The sequence below is a fragment of the Acinetobacter pittii genome (assembly GCF_034064985.1).
Lineage (GTDB): Bacteria > Pseudomonadota > Gammaproteobacteria > Pseudomonadales > Moraxellaceae > Acinetobacter > Acinetobacter pittii_H.
The window spans coordinates 354,278-371,345 of record NZ_CP139249.1; the positions used below are offsets into that span (position 1 = coordinate 354,278).

Below are 17,068 nucleotides of genomic sequence, written 5' to 3' on the forward strand. Positions count from 1 at the left end.
AGAGCCTTATTGAAAGAAGGGTACGCTATGCACATGCCATCGCCTAATACTGTAGCTCCCGCTCAAGGTTTATATCAACCTGATGAGTTTAAGGATAACTGTGGTTTTGGACTGATCGCCCATATGAAGGGTGAATCAAGTCATCATCTTGTGGAAACCGCGATTCACAGTTTAAGTTGCATGACGCACCGTGGTGGTATTGCCGCAGATGGCAAGACGGGAGATGGTTGCGGCTTATTATTGGCGATGCCAAAGCAATTTTTCCGTGATGAAGCAAAAAAACTGAGTGATATTACACTGAGTGAAATTTTTGCTGTGGGTACTGTATTTTTAAATACTGATCCGGCATTAGCGCAACATTCTAAAAATATTTTAACGAAAGAAATCGAGTCAGATGGCCTACGTGTACTGGCTTGGCGTGTTGTCCCTACAAATAACGATGCATTAGGTGAAATTGCGCTTCAATCTTTACCAGCTTTTGAACAGGTCATTGTGAACTGTCCAATGGGTGTGACTGAAGTTGAATTTAACCGTAAATTATTCTTGGCACGTCGTCGTGCAGAACAACAATTACAAAATGATCCGTCATTCTATGTGACTACGCTTTGTTCGACAGTAATCAGCTATAAAGGCTTGATGATGCCGGCTGCAATTGCTGAGTTCTATACAGACTTAGCAGATGAGCGTTTAAAATCACATATCGTGGTATTCCACCAACGCTTCTCTACTAATACATTACCGCGTTGGCCTTTGGCTCAACCATTCCGTTATCTTGCTCATAATGGTGAGATCAACACAATTACAGCAAACCGTAACTGGGCGTTGGCGCGTACTCCTAAATTTGAAAACCCATTATTACCAGGCCTTACTGAGCTTGACCCAATCGTTAACCGTACGGGTTCAGACTCATCAAGCTTAGATAATATGCTTGAGATCTTGGTGGGTGGTGGTATGGATTTATTCCGTGCCTTACGTATGCTCGTGCCACCAGCTTGGCAAAACGTAGAAACTCTAGATGCAGATTTACGTGCTTTCTATGAGTTCAACTCTAAGCATATGGAAGCTTGGGATGGTCCAGCTGGCCTTGTTATTCAAGATGGTCGTCATGCGATTTGTATGCTTGACCGTAATGGCTTGCGTCCTGCACGTTGGGTGATTACCAAAAATGATTACATTACCTTGGCATCTGAGATTGGTGTTTGGGGATATGAGCCTGAAGATGTTATTTCTAAAGGTCGTGTAGGCCCTGGCCAAATTTTAGTAGTTGATACCTTAACAGGTAAAGTACTTGATACTAAAGATGTTAGTACGCATTTGAAAAACATGCGTCCGTACCGTGAGTGGTTGCGTGACCATGCAATTCGACTAAAAGCAAATCCAGAGCTTGAAGAACAATTAGTCGATAAAGGTTTAACTGGCGATGCTTTAAAAGCAGCTCAAAAAATGTTTATGGTGACATTTGAAGAGCGCGACCAATTGTTACGTCCAATTGCTGAAAGTGGACAAGAAGCTGTAGGTTCTATGGGTGATGATACGCCAATGGCTGTATTGTCTCGTCAAGTACGCCATGTGACTGATTATTTCCGTCAACAGTTTGCTCAAGTGACAAACCCCCCAATTGACCCGCTACGTGAGTCAATTGTAATGTCGCTCGAAACCTGTTTAGGTCGTGAGCAGAATGTATTTGAGCAAGGTCCTGAGCATGCTGATCGTATCATCATCTCTAGCCCTGTATTATCAAATTCAAAAATGCAGCAAATCCGTAGCATTGAGCGTCCGGGTTACGAAGCAGTTGATATCAATTTAAACTATGCCGAAGAAGAAGGCTTACAAGCGGCGATCACGCGTATCTGTGAAGAAGCGGCGCAAGCAGTTCGTGATGGCAAAACTTTAATTGTTTTAACAGATAAAAATATCCGCCAAGGTTTATTACCTGCGAACGCAGCACTTGCAACAGGTGCGGTACATCATTACCTCATCAAAACTGGCCTGCGTACTGATGCAAATATCATGGTTGAAACTGGTTTTGCACGTGATCCGCACCAATTTGCGGTATTACTTGGTTTTGGTGCAACCGCAGTTTATCCATACCTTGCATATGACGTGATCAATGATTTGATTGCTAAAGGTGAGCTTTTAGGTGACCCAATCCATGCGCAAGCAAACTTCCGTAAAGGTATTGAAAAAGGCTTATTAAAAGTTCTTTCAAAAATGGGTATCTCTACAGTTGCTTCTTACCGCGGCGGTCAGCTTTTTGAAGCAGTAGGTTTGTCATCTGAAGTTGTTGATCAATGTTTCTTAGGTGTCCCAAGCCGTATTCAGGGCGCAACATTTGCTGACCTTGAAAAAGACCAGAAAAAATTAGCAGTGGCAGCTTGGTCAAATCGTAAGCCAATTGATCAAGGTGGATTACTTAAATTCGTATTTGATAAAGAGTACCATGCGTTCAACCCAGATGTAATTAATGCATTACACAAAGCCGTTCGCTCTGGTAAATACGAAGACTTTAAAGAATATGCTGAGCTGGTGAATAACCGCCCAGTAGCGACAATCCGTGACTTATTTAAGTTAAAAACAACGAATTCAATTCCAGTTGAGCAAGTTGAATCAGTTGAAGATATCTTACCTCGCTTTGACTCGGCAGGTATGTCTTTAGGTGCTCTTTCTCCAGAAGCACACGAAGCAATCGCAATCGCGATGAACACGATCGGTGGTCGTTCAAACTCTGGTGAAGGCGGTGAAGATCCTGTTCGTTACGGAACAATTCGTAACTCAAAAATCAAACAGATCGCATCTGGTCGTTTTGGTGTAACTCCTGCATACCTAACTTCTGCTGAAGTATTGCAAATTAAAGTTGCTCAGGGTGCAAAACCAGGTGAGGGCGGGCAGTTACCAGGTGGTAAAGTAAATGGTTTAATTGCACGTTTACGTTACTCGGTACCGGGTGTAACGCTAATTTCACCTCCACCACACCATGACATTTACTCAATCGAAGATTTGTCTCAGTTAATTTTTGACTTGAAGCAAGTTAACCCGAAAGCAATGGTATCTGTGAAATTGGTATCTGAGCCGGGTGTAGGAACAATTGCAGCAGGTGTTGCTAAAGCATATGCAGACTTCATTACCATTTCTGGTTATGACGGTGGTACAGCGGCATCTCCACTTTCTTCAATTCACCATGCGGGTTCTCCATGGGAATTAGGTTTGAGTGAGGCGCATCAAGCTCTTCGTGTAAATGACTTACGTGGCAAAGTACGTGTACAAACTGATGGTGGTTTAAAAACTGGTCTTGATGTAATCAAGGCAGCAATTTTAGGTGCTGAAAGTTTCGGCTTTGGTTCAACACCAATGATCGCTCTAGGTTGTAAATACCTCCGTATTTGTCACTTAAATAACTGTGCAACTGGTGTTGCAACTCAACAAGATCATTTACGTCAAGAGCACTACATTGGCGAGCCAGAAATGCTCATCAACTTCTTCCACTTTATTGCGGAAGAAACTCGTGAATGGCTGGCTGCATTAGGTGTTTCTTCATTGAAAGACTTAATTGGTCGTGTTGATTTGCTTGAAGTATTACCGGGCGAGACTGAAAAACATGCTCACCTTGATTTAAGTGCTCTGTTAACTTCGCATCCTTCTGCTGAAGGTAAAGCACAATACTGTCAAGTAGAAGGTAATGCACCATTTGATAAAGGCGTTTTAGCTGAGAAAATGGTTGCTGAAATACTTCCTGCAATTGAATCAAGTGCAGGTGGTCAGTTTAACTTCAAGGTTGTGAACTGTGACCGTTCGATCGGTGCTCGTGTATCAGGTGAAATTGCTCGTCGCTATGGCAACTTGGGTATGGAAGCACATCCGGTTGTAATGAACTTAACTGGTACAGCTGGTCAGTCTCTTGGTGTTTGGAATGCTGGTGGTTTACATATCCGTCTTGAGGGTGATGCAAACGACTACGTAGGTAAAGGTATGGCTGGTGGTCGTATTTCGATTTTCCCGCCACAAGGTTCGCCTTTCCAAACACAAAACACGGCAATTATTGGTAATACCTGTTTGTATGGCGCAACTGGCGGTAAGCTTTTTGCAGCAGGTACAGCGGGTGAGCGTTTTGCAGTTCGTAACTCTGGCGCATTTGCTGTAATCGAAGGTGCTGGTGATCACTGTTGTGAATATATGACAGGTGGTGTTGTGACTGTACTTGGTAAAGTAGGCCATAACTTTGGTGCGGGCATGACCGGTGGTTTTGCTTATGTACTTGACCTCGATAATGACTTCGTAGATTACTACAACCACGAATTGATCGATTTAAATCGTATTTCAACAGAATCTATGGAAGATCATAAAGAGTTCTTGTTGCGTATTATCGATGAGCACATTAAAGAAACTGGTAGTGCTTGGGCTTATAAAATCCGCAATGAGTTCGATTTCTACAGCCGTAAATTCTGGCTTGTGAAACCAAAAGCTGCTAACTTGCAAACGCTTTTGAAAACAACACAAGCTGACCCACAATAATTCCACGACTGCAAAGACATAGGCAGGTGCGGGCAACAAGGAAATCCGCGCCTACCCACGGAGAGAGACATGGCAGAACGCCTAAATAATGACTTTCAATTTCTGGATGTACCACGTCAAGATCCAGAGAAAAAAGATATTACTGTCCGCAAAGCAGAATTTGTGGAAATTTATAAGCCTTTTACATCGGAAACTGTCACTAATCAGACACACCGTTGTTTAGGCTGTGGTAATCCATATTGCGAATGGAAATGTCCTGTACATAACTACATTCCAAACTGGTTAAAACTGATCGCTGAAGGCCAAATTTTCCAAGCTGCTGAGCTTTGTCATCAAACCAACACACTCCCTGAGGTATGTGGTCGCGTATGCCCACAAGACCGTTTGTGTGAAGGTGCTTGTACCTTAAATGATGGTTTTGGCGCAGTGACCATTGGTAATGCTGAGAAATATATCAATGACACAGCTTTTGCTTTAGGCTGGCGTCCAGATATGTCAGGCGTAAAATGGACTGACAAAAAAGTTGCAATTATTGGTGCAGGTCCTGCTGGTTTAGGCTGCGCGGATATTCTAGCTCGCGGTGGTGTTAAACCAGTTGTATTTGATAAGCGTCCTGAAATTGGTGGCTTACTTACATTTGGTATTCCAGAATTTAAAATGGAAAAAGATGTAATGAAACGCCGTCGTGAAATTTTCACAGGTATGGGCATCGAATTCCGTTTAAATACTGAAATTGGTAAAGACATCACGATTGATGAATTACTTGCAGAATATGATGCGGTATTCATGGGTATGGGAACTTATACCTACATGAAAGGTGGTTTCCCAGGTGAAGATCTTGATGGTGTTTATGATGCACTTGATTTCCTAATCTCTAACGTGAACCGTTGCCAAGGTTGGGAAAAAGATCCAAGTGACTACATCAGCTTAGATGGTAAAAAAGTGATTGTTCTAGGTGGTGGTGATACCGCTATGGACTGTAACCGTACTTCTTTACGTCAAGGTGCTCACGATGTAACTTGTGCATACCGTCGTGATGAAAGCAACATGCCAGGTTCTGCGCGCGAAGTAAAAAATGCCTATGAAGAGGGCGTTAAATTCCTGTTCAATCGTCAACCGGTCGAAATCGTTGGTGAAAATGGCAAAGTGACAGGCGTAAAAGTGGTAACGACACAAATGGGTGAACCAGATAGTCGTGGCCGTCGTAGCCCTGAGCCAATTCCGGGTTCTGAAGAAGTATTACCAGCTGATGCAGTTTTACTTGCTTTCGGTTTCCGCCCAAGCCCAGCAGACTGGTTTGGTAATGTGAATATTAATCTTGATGGTTCAGGTCGTGTTGTCGCAGCTGAAAAGCAAGAATTCAAATTCCAGACATCAAACCCAAAAATTTTTGCTGGTGGTGATATGGTGCGTGGCTCAGACCTTGTCGTGACCGCGATTTGGGAAGGTCGTCAAGCTGCTGAAGGCATTTTGGATTATCTTGGTGTTTAATAAAGACATTTGTTAAAACACTCAAAAAAGCCTACTTCAAGTAGGCTTTTTTATTGTCTACCATTAGTCACTTTGATGTTTTTGGCAAATATAATAAGCTTTTTTGCCCTTTTTAGCGTTTAAAGCTCGCGACATACTCGAAACTTCCTTCTTCAATACAGTAGGTGTTGAATATGAACATCGCAGGTATGACGGCAGAAAAATCATATTTAAATCGTCGAAAAGCGTTGGGTATTACAGTGCGTCGTCTTGAATTTAATCCAAAGGCAATTAAGCGGCACTATTTTGCAAATTCACCCCTCATGTCGCATTTTTTAACTGCACTCTCATCAACATTTCCTGTAGGAGAGCAGTTTTTTGTAAATAGCGTTCGTAATGTGCGTGATAAAGTCTCAGATCCTCAACTACAAGCACAAATTGCGGCTTTCATTGGACAAGAGGCCATGCATTCCAAAGCTCATAGTGAGTTTAATGAAGCTTGGCGACGGGATAATTATAATCTTGACAGTTTTCAAAATTGGCTAAATGAGCGTGATAAATATTTAAGAACAATTCCACCTAAGCTGCAATTGGCATTGACCTGTGCGTTTGAACATTTCACTGCTTTACTTGGGGGATATGTCTTACAGCATCCAGAGTTATTAAAGACGCTAGATGAAGATGCGCTAAAACTTTGGGTATGGCATGCGATTGAAGAAATTGAACACCGTTCGGTTGCATTTGATGTTTATCAACATGTATATGGTGATGATCGTATCCGTCGCTTACTCATGCGTAGCGTCACTACTGGATTTGCGAGTCTCGCTTTTTATGGGACAACTCGTTTATTTTGGCAAGATAAATGGAATAGCTTACCTAAAATTGGGGGTAATTTATTTGGATTATATTTGCTGATGAAGATGCTTGTTCAGTTAATGCCGGAATACTTCGCATATTACAAAAAAGACTTTCATCCGAGTCAAAAAGATTATGGCAGGATGGTTAATTATTGGAAAAGCTCTTTAGCAGAAGAATATCAAATGGCAAGTTTTGAACAAGAAAAAGATCAGCGATTGAGCTAATAGATAACCGGACTTAAAAGTCCGGTTTTTTAAAATCAATAAAATAAAAGCAACACAATAATGCCTAATTCATCATACAATCAGGTAAAGAGGTTAAAAATATAAAGAAAAACTTGAGGATAATGTGACGATGAAAACGTTGAAACAATTTGCGATCGCAACAACACTTGCCAGTACCTTACTGTTTTCGGGGTGTGGTTATAACACTCTACAAGTAAAAGATGAGGCTGTAACAGCAGCGTGGTCTGAAGTACAGAACCAATATCAACGTCGATCAGATTTGGTACCAAATCTTGTAAACGTCGTTAAAGGCTATGCTAAGCATGAAGAGCAAGTATTAACTGAAGTGACACAGGCACGTTCTAATGTGGCAGGTTTAAAAGTTGATAAAGAAGTTTTAGAAGACCCAGCTTTACTTGAAAAATATCAACAGGCTCAAAGTCAATTAACAGGGGCGTTATCTCGACTCATCGCTGTTTCGGAAAATTACCCAGATTTGAAAGCTAATACTCAATTCCAAGAACTACAAGTTCAGCTTGAAGGTACTGAAAACCGTATTGCTGTTGCGCGTAATCGTTATATTACAACAGTACAAGACTATAACTCATATGTGCGTCAGTTCCCGCAGGCAGTAACAGCAAAAGTAATTGGTATGCATCCAAAAGCCAATTTCTCTGCAGAAGCATCTGCACAACAGGCTCCAAAAGTTTCTTTTGATTAATTTTATAAATCAAAGGAGTGCCGTATGAGAAATACTCTATTGCTTCAATCAAAGCAAATTAAGGTCTTTATTTCGACCTTAATTTTGCTCTGTTGTGGTGTTCTTTTTCAGAATACGGCATGCAGTGAAACTAATATTGCAACTGCTACCGATGAGGCTGATGCAATAGTTGCTGGCAAAATTATTCAAAAGCAACAAACTCAAGCTGCTGCAACTAAACTAGAGGGGCAAGCTGCTTCAAGTCCTGCTCCTCAAGTCCAAGTTGCGAATGATATGGCTGATGGTGAATCAATTCGTGGTTTGCCAACTTTAAACCAGCCTGTGATTGATCAAGCCAATATCTTAAGCGAGGCTGAGAAGCAGCAACTTAATCAAAAAATTCTAAGTTTATATCAACAAGGCAAAGCGCAGATTGGTATTGTGATTGTTCCCACAACTGGTCAAGAAGATATCTTTGATTATGCGTTACGTGTTGGCGAAAAGTGGCAATTGGGATCATCTAAACGTGACAATGGATTACTCATTGCAGTCGCTGTAAATGACCGCCGTATACAAATACTAACCGGTTATGGCTTAGAAGGGGTATTGCCGGATATTGTGGCAAGTCGGATTATTCGAAACCAAATTACACCTTATTTTAAACAAGCCCAATATGCGCAAGGTTTGAGTGCAGGTCTTGATGAAATCGGAAGAATTTTAAACCTTGACCCAGAAGTAGCACAGCAAGCTGCCCAAGACTTGAAAGAGCGCCAACATCAAGCTGCAGAAGAACAGCAAGCCAAGCAGACAACGCTGACGATGGCTTTATTTATTCTTGTTGCTGGAATTGTGGGTTCGTTTATTGTTGGTCGTCCGCTTAGTGCCTCTACAGCAGGTGTTGCTGCTGCAGTAGCAGGGTTCGTAAATGGGGCAGGACTAGTCACTAGCTTACTACTTGGTTTTGGTATTTTCTTTTTACTCATTACATCAATTGCCCAATTTATTTTACAGGCCATTCTGAGTGGTTCTGGTGGCGGTGGACGTGGAGGAGGCTTCGGCGGAGGTGGCGGAGGCTATGGCGGCGGCGGAGGCCGTTTTGGCGGTGGAGGTGCTTCAGGCTCATGGTAACAACATCAGAAACAACACAAATTATTACTCAACCAAAAATTGAGGAATCTGTAGAGCCAAGCATAAAACGTTGGTTTAAACATCTATGCTATTTACCTGCTAGTAGTCGTTATTTTTCAAAACAAGATAAGCAAGCTATTGCCGATGCTGTACAACAAGCAGAACATGGCCATGTTGGAGAAATACAGGTTGTAATTGAAGGCCATATTCCAGTATCACAAGCCTACAGACAAAATACTCGATTAAGAGCACAGCAATTATTTGCAGAATTAGGTGTTTGGGATACTGCATTAAATAGTGGTGTATTGTTATACCTAAATTTATGTGAGCGAACAGTAGAAATTATATTTGACCGTGGTATTAGAAATGCGACTAACGAGCAAGTCTGGCAACAGATTTGTGAAGTAATAGTACAAAAGCTTAAGCAAAAAGAATATCAGCAAGCTGTAGTGATTGGCGTACAACAAATTGGAGAAGTGATGTCACGGTTTTATGACGAAAACATGACTGATCAATCCAATGAATTGGGGAATGCTCCGATTATTCTTAATTAACTCGCCTTGTAACATTCCAGTATTAGCTAATTTCATAATTTTACTTTTAAAGGTGACTGACAAAAAATGTCACCTACATATTTATTTTTAAAGAGATTTTATTCACATAAATAAACATAAAATTTGAATTGTGTAATTTATTTTTTTTAATGCGTGAATTGTTTTTATAAAAATTTATATGACATTTTTTGTCAATTACTTACACCTATTTAATATTTAAGAATAGTTAATTATAGTGTAAGTATCTGTTTTTTAATTAAAATAAAAGTTGGCATGGATGCTGCTATATAGTTGATAGCTGAAAAAGCTTATATAAAAACATACATACAATCTTTGGGGAAAAGGCTATGAATGCACAAAAAGGTTTTACATTAATCGAACTCATGATCGTAGTTGCCATTATTGGTATTTTGGCTGCAATTGCGATTCCTGCTTATCAGGATTATACGGTTAGAACAAAATGGGCTTCTAATGTAGCAGATGTGGAAGGTATTAAGTCGGCTATTAAGAATTGCTTAAATGACCAAGCAACAGATGGTACTAAATGCGATACACTAACTGAGCTTCAGGGATATGATTTTCCTGGCACAGCTTTACCTACTCCTAACTATGCTTCAGGCGCTGTAACAATTACTGGTACAGCTCCAGCAGCAGCAGCAGGGACTACTCCAGCAACGCCAGGTAAGGTAAATATTGCATTTACAGGAACATCTGAAGTGAAATCTCTAGTTTTTAATGCAGATTGTAGTGTGAATGCTGGTGGTAATTTCGAGTGTACTAAAACTTCTACTGATACTTTGGATAAATATATGAAGGGTAGTAAGCGTTAATTTATATCTAATTAAAAATAAAAAAAGCACCTTAAGCAAGGTGCTTTTTTTATTTTATAAATTGTAGTTTATCACCTATTTTTATTAAGATTATCCTTCACTATTTACATGTATAATTCCCACAAGTTTTGGTCTCTAACCTCTTACTATGCAAGTATTCTTCCTATTTCTCGCTGCAATCCTGTTAGGTTCTGCATGGTTGTCTCCATTTCACTACAGCCCTTGGGTCATGTTCTCAAGTGAAGTGAGTACTTTTGGGGCTGGGTTATGCGTATTAGCTGCCCTAATTCAACAAAATATTAAAATTCCTAGAGCACAGATATTGTTGCTCCCATTTACTTTAATTCCTATTGTCCAGTGGGGTTTCGGTTTAGTTTTTGATTTAAGTACGGCTTTATTAAGTACATTTTACTTATTTGGTTTTTGGTTTATGGTCTTGGCTGGCTACAACCTATCTTTAGAACAAAAAAAGAGAGATCAAATTTTTTCAGGTTTTAGCTTACTAGTAATTATTACATCGCTATTAACTAGTCTTATAGCAATTTTCCAGTGGCTGAATATTGAATCACATTTAATTTATACACTTCATCTAATTGGTAATCGTCCTTACGGTAATTTTGGTCAACCCAACAACATGGCGACATTCTTAATTATTGGGTTGTTAGGATGTTTATACTTATATGAAAAGAATAAAGTAACATTGTGGTTATTATTGCCTTCAGCACTTATTATTTTATTTACGATTGCCTTGAGTCAGTCACGCACTTCATGGATTGTTTTTCCATTCTTATTTATCTACTGGATGGTTAAAAAATTTGGGAAACAAAAAAGATTTGGAGTTTTTCAAGGTTTTTTGTGGTGCGTCGGTTTTTTCGTAATGGCTGGTGTAATTCTACCATTTGCTACTAATTTAATTGAAGCATGGTCAAGTACTGATGTAACCAAAGCAAGTAGTTTGGTTGAAAGAGCAAGCTCTGGGTATTTACGTTTTAATATCTGGTCACAAATGTTGCTTGCTGTACAGCAGCACCCTTGGTTGGGTTATGGTTGGAATCAAACCAGTGTGGCACAAATGACGGTTTATCATGCTTTCCCAACAGGAGAGTGGACGACTAGTGCTCATAATGTGCTGCTCGATTTAATTATCTGGAATGGTATTCCACTGGGTACTGTAATCATTACCTACTTTGCTTGCTGGTTTATTTGGTTAAACCAACAAGCTAAAAATACCATCTCAATCATTGCGATTATGATGGTATGTACAGTACTTATTCATGCCATGTTAGAGTTTCCACAACGTTATGCTTATTTCTTGCTTACTTGTGGGTTCCTACTTGGTATTGTGCAAGCTCAGACTCCTGTGCTTAAAGGAATTATCCTCAACAAACATCTTCTTCGCTTATCATTGGTTGTAAGTTTATTGCTTATTATTGCAATTCTACGTGATTACAATGTCTATGTTCTGAATAGTAATTTGCTTTTTAATAAAAAGCGTCCAAACGCTGAATTTATGGGAAGCGGTAAAATTTTTGTTTTAACGCAGTTTGAGCAGCGTTTAAAGTGGATTGAACTTAATCCCCAAAATGTTTTATCTGAAGCTGATTTGGTTGAATGGGGAAATTTTATAAAGAATAAGCCTACTCCATATAACTTACGTAAATATGCAAAATTGCTTGCTTATAATGGAAAAGTAGAGCAGGCACAGCAGCAGATATTTATTTTACAGCATCTCTATAGACAGAAAATAACGCTATCGGAATTACTAAAAGAGAAGTAATAAAAAAATCCCCTTAAGTATAAGGGGATTTTTTTATGAGAAATTACATTTGGCTCTGGATATAATTTTCAATACCTACGCTGCCAATAAGATCAATTTGAGTATCTAGCCAGTCCCAGTATTCTTCTTCTTTTTCTAGAATTTCTTGAACAAGGTCACGAGTGACATAATCTTGCTCTGTTTCAGCTAAAGCAACCGCTTTTTGAATTGCTTCTATATTTTCTTTTACTTTACGAATGTCACAGTGCAAAACTTCTTCTGTGTGTTGACCAATATAAAGCTTACCTAAATGTTGAAGGTTAGGTAGTCCTTCTAAAAATAAAATACGTTCAATGATTTTATCGGCATGTTTCATTTGACGAATTGATTCTTTATATTCAGCAGAGCCAAGCTGCTCAATTCCCCAGTCATTAAACATGCGCGAATGTAAAAAGTATTGATTAATTGCAGTTAAATGATGATACAGCACTTGATTGAGCTGATTAATGACATCACGATTGCCTTTCATTGTAGCTACTCCAAAACAATTTCTGCCTCAAACTTAATTAAGGCAATCTATAAATCCATTTTAGTGAACAATCATGGAGATGGCGAGTAATTTATGGAACAGCAAATGAAAATCGCAATCAAAAACAACACAATATTAGAAAGGATGTTTTTATGTCAAAAAAAACCGCTTGAATGAGGAACTATAAAGGTTCAGCAAAAAGCGGTGGAGGAGTCAATAAATTTTGTTAGATATTAATTTTTATTATGCAGCCACAGAAATGCGAGCAGCGATTTCTGCTAATTCTTCGCTAATGATAGCGCGAGCTTCTGGTGCACAGCGTCCACAGCATGTACCAAGATCAAGCAAGTCGCGAATTTCACGATAGCTTTCAGCGCCATTTTCAACAGCGTCTTTAATATCCTGATCGGTAATGCCACGACACAAGCAAACGTACATGGGAGTGATCCCCAAATATAAATGCGATAATTGATATTATTGATAATTATTATCGTTTGTCAATGAAATTCATTTAAAATCTCATTTATCATTATTGGGATTTTGGATAAAAAAATACCACCTAAGCGGAAATCTAAAAAGAATTTAGATTTTTATGCCAAGGTGGTTCATGTTTTTAAAACTAAATAGTGAAATTTAGATATTTTAATTTTTATATCTTATTGATTAATAATTACAATTCCGTCCATTTCTACTAATGCGCCTTTTGGCAAGCTTGCTACACCAAGAGCTGCACGTGCAGGGTAGGGCTGAGCAAAATATTCACCCATAATTTGGTTTACGAGTTGGAAATTTGATAGATCAGTTAAAAAAATATTGAGCTTAGCAATATCTGCAAGTGAACCACCAGCAGCTTCACAAACTGCTTTTAAATTATCAAATACACGGCGAATTTGAGCTTCGATACCTTCTACAAGTTCCATACTGTATGGGTCTAAACCAATTTGCCCTGAAAGATATAGCGTATTGTCTACTAAAATAGCTTGAGAGTATGTGCCGATAGCAGCAGGGGCATTTTCAGTATGAATGACTTGGCGGGACATTTGGTTCTCCTTGATTAAATCTATTTCCATCATAATCGATGATAGCTTTGGACAAAAGTATCATCGATTTAATTGATTAAGTGAATTTGGAAAGTTTGATTTTGTTAAGGAAACATAAATTTATAACCAATAGTCTCTATAAAGATTTAACTTACTTTTGAAATTTCCATTTGTGGAGCAGGAGCATCTAAACGTTCAATCCGTGGGAAACCATAGTGCATGCGTAAATCACGAATGACTTTTGCAATATGTTTTCGGTTATTCACTACAATATTCACAAAAGTTCTTTGCTCATTTGAGTGAACCATCTCTACCCCAGCGTTATTTTTACGACATTGATAGATTAGGTCTGATACCTGTTCGTCACTCATTGCCATATAAATAGCGAGGTATGCTGTAAAACGGACATCATCTACATCATCTGCTTTCCATTGAAGCGGCATGATATTTTCAGGGTGTAAATGTTGTTCATGTAGCAAGTTATGACAGCGAATTCGATGCACAATTAACCCGCGACGTGTTAAATGTCCTTGAATTGGATCGCCTAGAATAGGATTGCAGCAGTGTGCATATTTAACGTCGACTCCTTCCGTACTTTGAATAAGTCGATCTGAGTTTTCTACTTGCGGATGTTTATCATGAGCAAACAGGTGGTTTGCTACAAGTTGAGGTAGTAAATCGCCAACCGCAATTTGTTCAAACAATGTATTTTTATTATCGATGTGGCGCCATTGCAATAGATCTAACCAGTCCGCTTCAGAAAGATCATTGATTGAACGATTAAAAAGTTTTAGTGCACGAGAAAGTGCTTGTGCACCAACAAGACGTTGTTCTTCGATATCTTGATCTTTAAGCACATGCTGTAATGCGCGACGCGCTTTTTGCGTATTAATAAAGCTTAGCCAGTCTGGGTTTGGTGTTGCTAAAACATCCGTAATAATCTCGATAACCTGACCGCTAACTAATGGTGTAGAGAGTGGTTTAATCTCTCCATCGACTTTTGCACCAACCGCATGGTTACCTAAAAATAAGCTTGCTGAATAAGCAAAATCAACTACGGTAGCGCCTTGCGGTAGCTCATGCAGTTGACCATGGGGCGTATATACCCAGATTTTTTCTTGGTGTAGATAATCAAGCAAATCATTAAAAGTTGTTTTAGCGCATTCGCCGTCAATCAATGTATTTAAGTTCTGCATTGAAGCCTGAATGGCAGAACGGCAAGTTTGCGGCGCATTTTCGCCTAATACTACCCCAAAACGGGCAGCTTTACGCATGAGCTCGGTTTGAATGGTAAGTGATAGTGTTGTTTTTTCGCCTTTAAGCTTTATCAGTAAAGACTGATTACCGCCGGGTAATGGGCGACGAATGTGGTCTTGGTACTGGATAACCTGAAAGTTTTCTCTTAATGCTTCTTCTAAGCGGTCACAGTCGGCAATGCTTTGTAGAACAATTTCAAAAGCATGACTATGAGTAAGTTCTTGGAGATCCATCTCGTTTTTAACGAAATGGCGTAATAATTCGATATTGTTATTTTTCTTTTTAATACGGCCTTGAATATGATAATTATGCAGAAGTTCTGCGAGGTTTTGTTCCCAAATACTTTGATATTTACAGCGTTCTGGCTTTGTTTGAAGCAAAGCATTTTGGACGTTATCAAACATATCTAGATCAAGGTTTTGATAACAGAGGTTCTCTAGATTATCGCCCATTTCATTCATGCCGACTAATCTCGCCATCGGTACAAATATATCAAAAGTTTCTTGAGCGATGCGGGCACGTTTATCTGGACGTAGAGCACCTAGAGTTGTCATATTATGATAGCGATCTGCTAATTTAATAATGATGACACGTGGATCTTGTAAGGTCGCTTGCAAGATTTTTCGGAATGAAGCTGCCTTGTTATATTCTTTATCGCTTGATTGGCTAAGTTTGGTTACACCATCAACTAGCTCTGCAACTGTTAAGCCAAACTTCTCAATAATATCTTCTTTTGTATATTGAGTATCTTCAATAACATCATGCAAAAGTGCTGCCATTAAAGTTTCAGCATCTAAACGCATGTTTGCAAGAATGCAGCTTACCGCAATCGGATGCAAAATATAGGGTTCGCCACTTTTACGTGTAATGCCAGTGTGCGCTAGATCGGCAAAATCGCAGGCAGCAAGCACTTTTTCGACTTCGCTTACCGATAAGTAAGGGTCGATAATTAATTTGAGCTGTTGCTTGGCTTGGCTGACCTCTTCGCCTGGCATAAATCACCCTTTTTCCTATTGCTGAAAAACTAAATCTATCTGCTTCTTAATGAAAAGCATATTGCGGAACTTGTCAATTTTTTCATTTGAAAAAGTGTATTTTTTTTTCAATGAAAATAATTGCTTTTCCCAATATGTTTGAATATGGCGCAAAGCCAAATAAAAAACCATCGCAGAAAAACGATGGTTTTTTTATGAAACAGAGTGAATTAGAAAGAAAAACCTTCTAAATTTAAGCTGTTTGTAGAAAGGGCAAGATCAAGACTAGAAGTTTGATAATCTTGCTCACGTTGTTTAAGAATTTCTTTCGTAACGTGCCCTGCCGCGATTTCGCGCAAAGAAACTACAGTCGGTTTGTCGTTATCCCATTCTACAGTTGGCTCCATGCCTTGACGTGCCAATTGACGAGCACGTTTACTTGCAACGAGCACAAGCTCAAAACGGTTGTCTACATGATCTAAACAATCTTCAACGGTGACGCGTGCCATAAAAGTTCTCGTTTTGGAATGGTGAATTTGAACAGACTAAATAGTATAAAAGGCTTTCGATCTAGACTCAAGTTATTCCTGTTTTGGTTGAGGAGTAATCAAGTCCTGAATTAAAGTTTGATGACGTTTTGCTTGCTGAGATAGCACCAAACGGTTCGCTGTAATCACCGCTTCAAGCTCATGTAAGGCTTTATTAAAATCATCATTAATAATGATGTAATCAAAGTTCGTGTAGTGCTGCATATCTTCTACTGCACAGCTTAAACGATGCTCAATGACTTCAACTGAGTCAGTGCCGCGATTAGATAAACGCTGACGTAGGTCAAATTGAGTTGGAGGTAAAATAAATATTTGCTTGGATTCAGGGAAAAGTTTGCGGACTTGTTCTGCGCCTTGCCAATCAATTTCAAGTAAGACATCGTGTCCTTGAGCTAACTGTTGTTTTACCGTAGCTTGAGAAGTGCCATAGTAGTTACCAAATACTTCAGCGTATTCAATAAAGCCATCATGGTTGACTTGGTCTAGAAATTCATCTTTTGTAGTAAAGTGATAGTGAACACCATCTAACTCACCGGGACGTTGACCTCGGGTTGTATGCGAGACTGAAACATGTAAATTGCTCACACGGTCAAGCAGGGCTTTTACCAAAGATGTTTTGCCCGTTCCTGATGCAGCAGAAACGACAAACAATAGACCCGACATGATATTTTTCCTGATATGATAAAATATC

Annotated in this window: 15 protein-coding genes and 1 pseudogene; 9 read left to right on the forward strand and 7 right to left on the reverse strand. The window is 39.3% G+C overall.

The annotated features are described in order from the left end of the window. The first annotated feature begins 33 nt into the window (after positions 1-33). From gltB to SOI76_RS01680, 8 genes are all read left to right on the forward strand, one after another. Positions 34-4,509 (forward strand): glutamate synthase large subunit, encoded by a 4,476-nt coding sequence (gene gltB, locus SOI76_RS01645; protein WP_171293229.1) that lies wholly within the window; start codon positions 34-36, stop codon positions 4,507-4,509. A 69-nt stretch (positions 4,510-4,578) separates the two neighbouring features. Beyond that, the gene (gene gltD / locus SOI76_RS01650; protein ID WP_104079741.1) at positions 4,579-6,000 is read left to right on the forward strand and encodes a glutamate synthase subunit beta; all 1,422 of its coding nucleotides are present in this window, start codon (positions 4,579-4,581) and stop codon (positions 5,998-6,000) included. 173 nt (positions 6,001-6,173) lie between these two features. Then, positions 6,174-7,061 (forward strand): metal-dependent hydrolase, encoded by an 888-nt coding sequence (locus SOI76_RS01655; protein ID WP_104079742.1) that lies wholly within the window; start codon positions 6,174-6,176, stop codon positions 7,059-7,061. A 130-nt stretch (positions 7,062-7,191) separates the two neighbouring features. After that, positions 7,192-7,782, forward strand: a complete 591-nt coding sequence (locus SOI76_RS01660; RefSeq protein ID WP_002117090.1) for a LemA family protein — start codon at positions 7,192-7,194, stop codon at positions 7,780-7,782. 24 nt (positions 7,783-7,806) lie between these two features. Next, on the forward strand, positions 7,807-8,889 hold the full coding sequence (locus tag SOI76_RS01665; protein ID WP_104079743.1) for a TPM domain-containing protein: 1,083 nt from the start codon (positions 7,807-7,809) through the stop codon (positions 8,887-8,889). Further along, the gene (locus SOI76_RS01670; RefSeq protein WP_104079744.1) at positions 8,883-9,443 is read left to right on the forward strand and encodes a TPM domain-containing protein; all 561 of its coding nucleotides are present in this window, start codon (positions 8,883-8,885) and stop codon (positions 9,441-9,443) included. Before SOI76_RS01665 ends, SOI76_RS01670 begins: the two co-directional genes overlap by 7 nt. A gap of 347 nt (positions 9,444-9,790) precedes the next feature. Continuing rightward, the gene (locus tag SOI76_RS01675) at positions 9,791-10,273 is read left to right on the forward strand and encodes a pilin (RefSeq protein ID WP_104079745.1); all 483 of its coding nucleotides are present in this window, start codon (positions 9,791-9,793) and stop codon (positions 10,271-10,273) included. A 148-nt stretch (positions 10,274-10,421) separates the two neighbouring features. Then, entirely contained in the window at positions 10,422-12,050 is a 1,629-nt protein-coding gene (locus SOI76_RS01680) for a PglL family O-oligosaccharyltransferase (protein ID WP_104079746.1), read from the forward strand. A gap of 43 nt (positions 12,051-12,093) precedes the next feature. On the opposite strand, the gene bfr is transcribed toward SOI76_RS01680, so the two are convergent. Together bfr and bfd are read right to left on the reverse strand one after the other, a co-directional pair. Continuing rightward, complete coding sequence (gene bfr / locus SOI76_RS01685) at positions 12,094-12,558, reverse strand: heteropolymeric bacterioferritin subunit Bfr (protein WP_016143648.1); 465 nt, start codon at positions 12,556-12,558, stop codon at positions 12,094-12,096. Between the two features lie 243 nt (positions 12,559-12,801). Then, positions 12,802-12,996 carry a bacterioferritin-associated ferredoxin gene (gene bfd, locus SOI76_RS01690; RefSeq protein ID WP_009392016.1) on the reverse strand — a complete coding sequence of 65 codons (195 nt, stop codon included), beginning with the start codon at positions 12,994-12,996 and terminating at the stop codon, positions 12,802-12,804. A 102-nt stretch (positions 12,997-13,098) separates the two neighbouring features. On the opposite strand from bfd, the pseudogene SOI76_RS18670 reads away from it, so the two are divergent. Next, positions 13,099-13,182, forward strand: a pseudogene (locus SOI76_RS18670) (hypothetical protein); the annotation flags it as partial. Between the two features lie 32 nt (positions 13,183-13,214). Here the strand turns inward: SOI76_RS18670 and SOI76_RS01695 are convergent. The 5 genes from SOI76_RS01695 to gmk all read right to left on the reverse strand — a co-directional run bounded on the left by SOI76_RS01695 (position 13,215) and on the right by gmk (position 17,040). Further along, positions 13,215-13,598, reverse strand: a complete 384-nt coding sequence (locus SOI76_RS01695; RefSeq protein WP_002116996.1) for a RidA family protein — start codon at positions 13,596-13,598, stop codon at positions 13,215-13,217. Positions 13,599-13,744: 146 nt separating this feature from the next. Beyond that, a complete protein-coding gene (spoT, locus tag SOI76_RS01700) occupies positions 13,745-15,850 on the reverse strand; it encodes a RelA/SpoT family protein (protein WP_032057263.1) in 2,106 nt (701 codons plus the stop codon). A 15-nt stretch (positions 15,851-15,865) separates the two neighbouring features. Then, complete coding sequence (locus SOI76_RS01705) at positions 15,866-16,021, reverse strand: hypothetical protein (RefSeq protein WP_014207816.1); 156 nt, start codon at positions 16,019-16,021, stop codon at positions 15,866-15,868. 38 nt (positions 16,022-16,059) lie between these two features. Next, positions 16,060-16,338 carry a DNA-directed RNA polymerase subunit omega gene (rpoZ, locus tag SOI76_RS01710; protein ID WP_002116990.1) on the reverse strand — a complete coding sequence of 93 codons (279 nt, stop codon included), beginning with the start codon at positions 16,336-16,338 and terminating at the stop codon, positions 16,060-16,062. Positions 16,339-16,410: 72 nt separating this feature from the next. After that, complete coding sequence (gene gmk, locus SOI76_RS01715) at positions 16,411-17,040, reverse strand: guanylate kinase (protein WP_002116973.1); 630 nt, start codon at positions 17,038-17,040, stop codon at positions 16,411-16,413. Between the last annotated feature and the right edge of the window lie 28 nt (positions 17,041-17,068).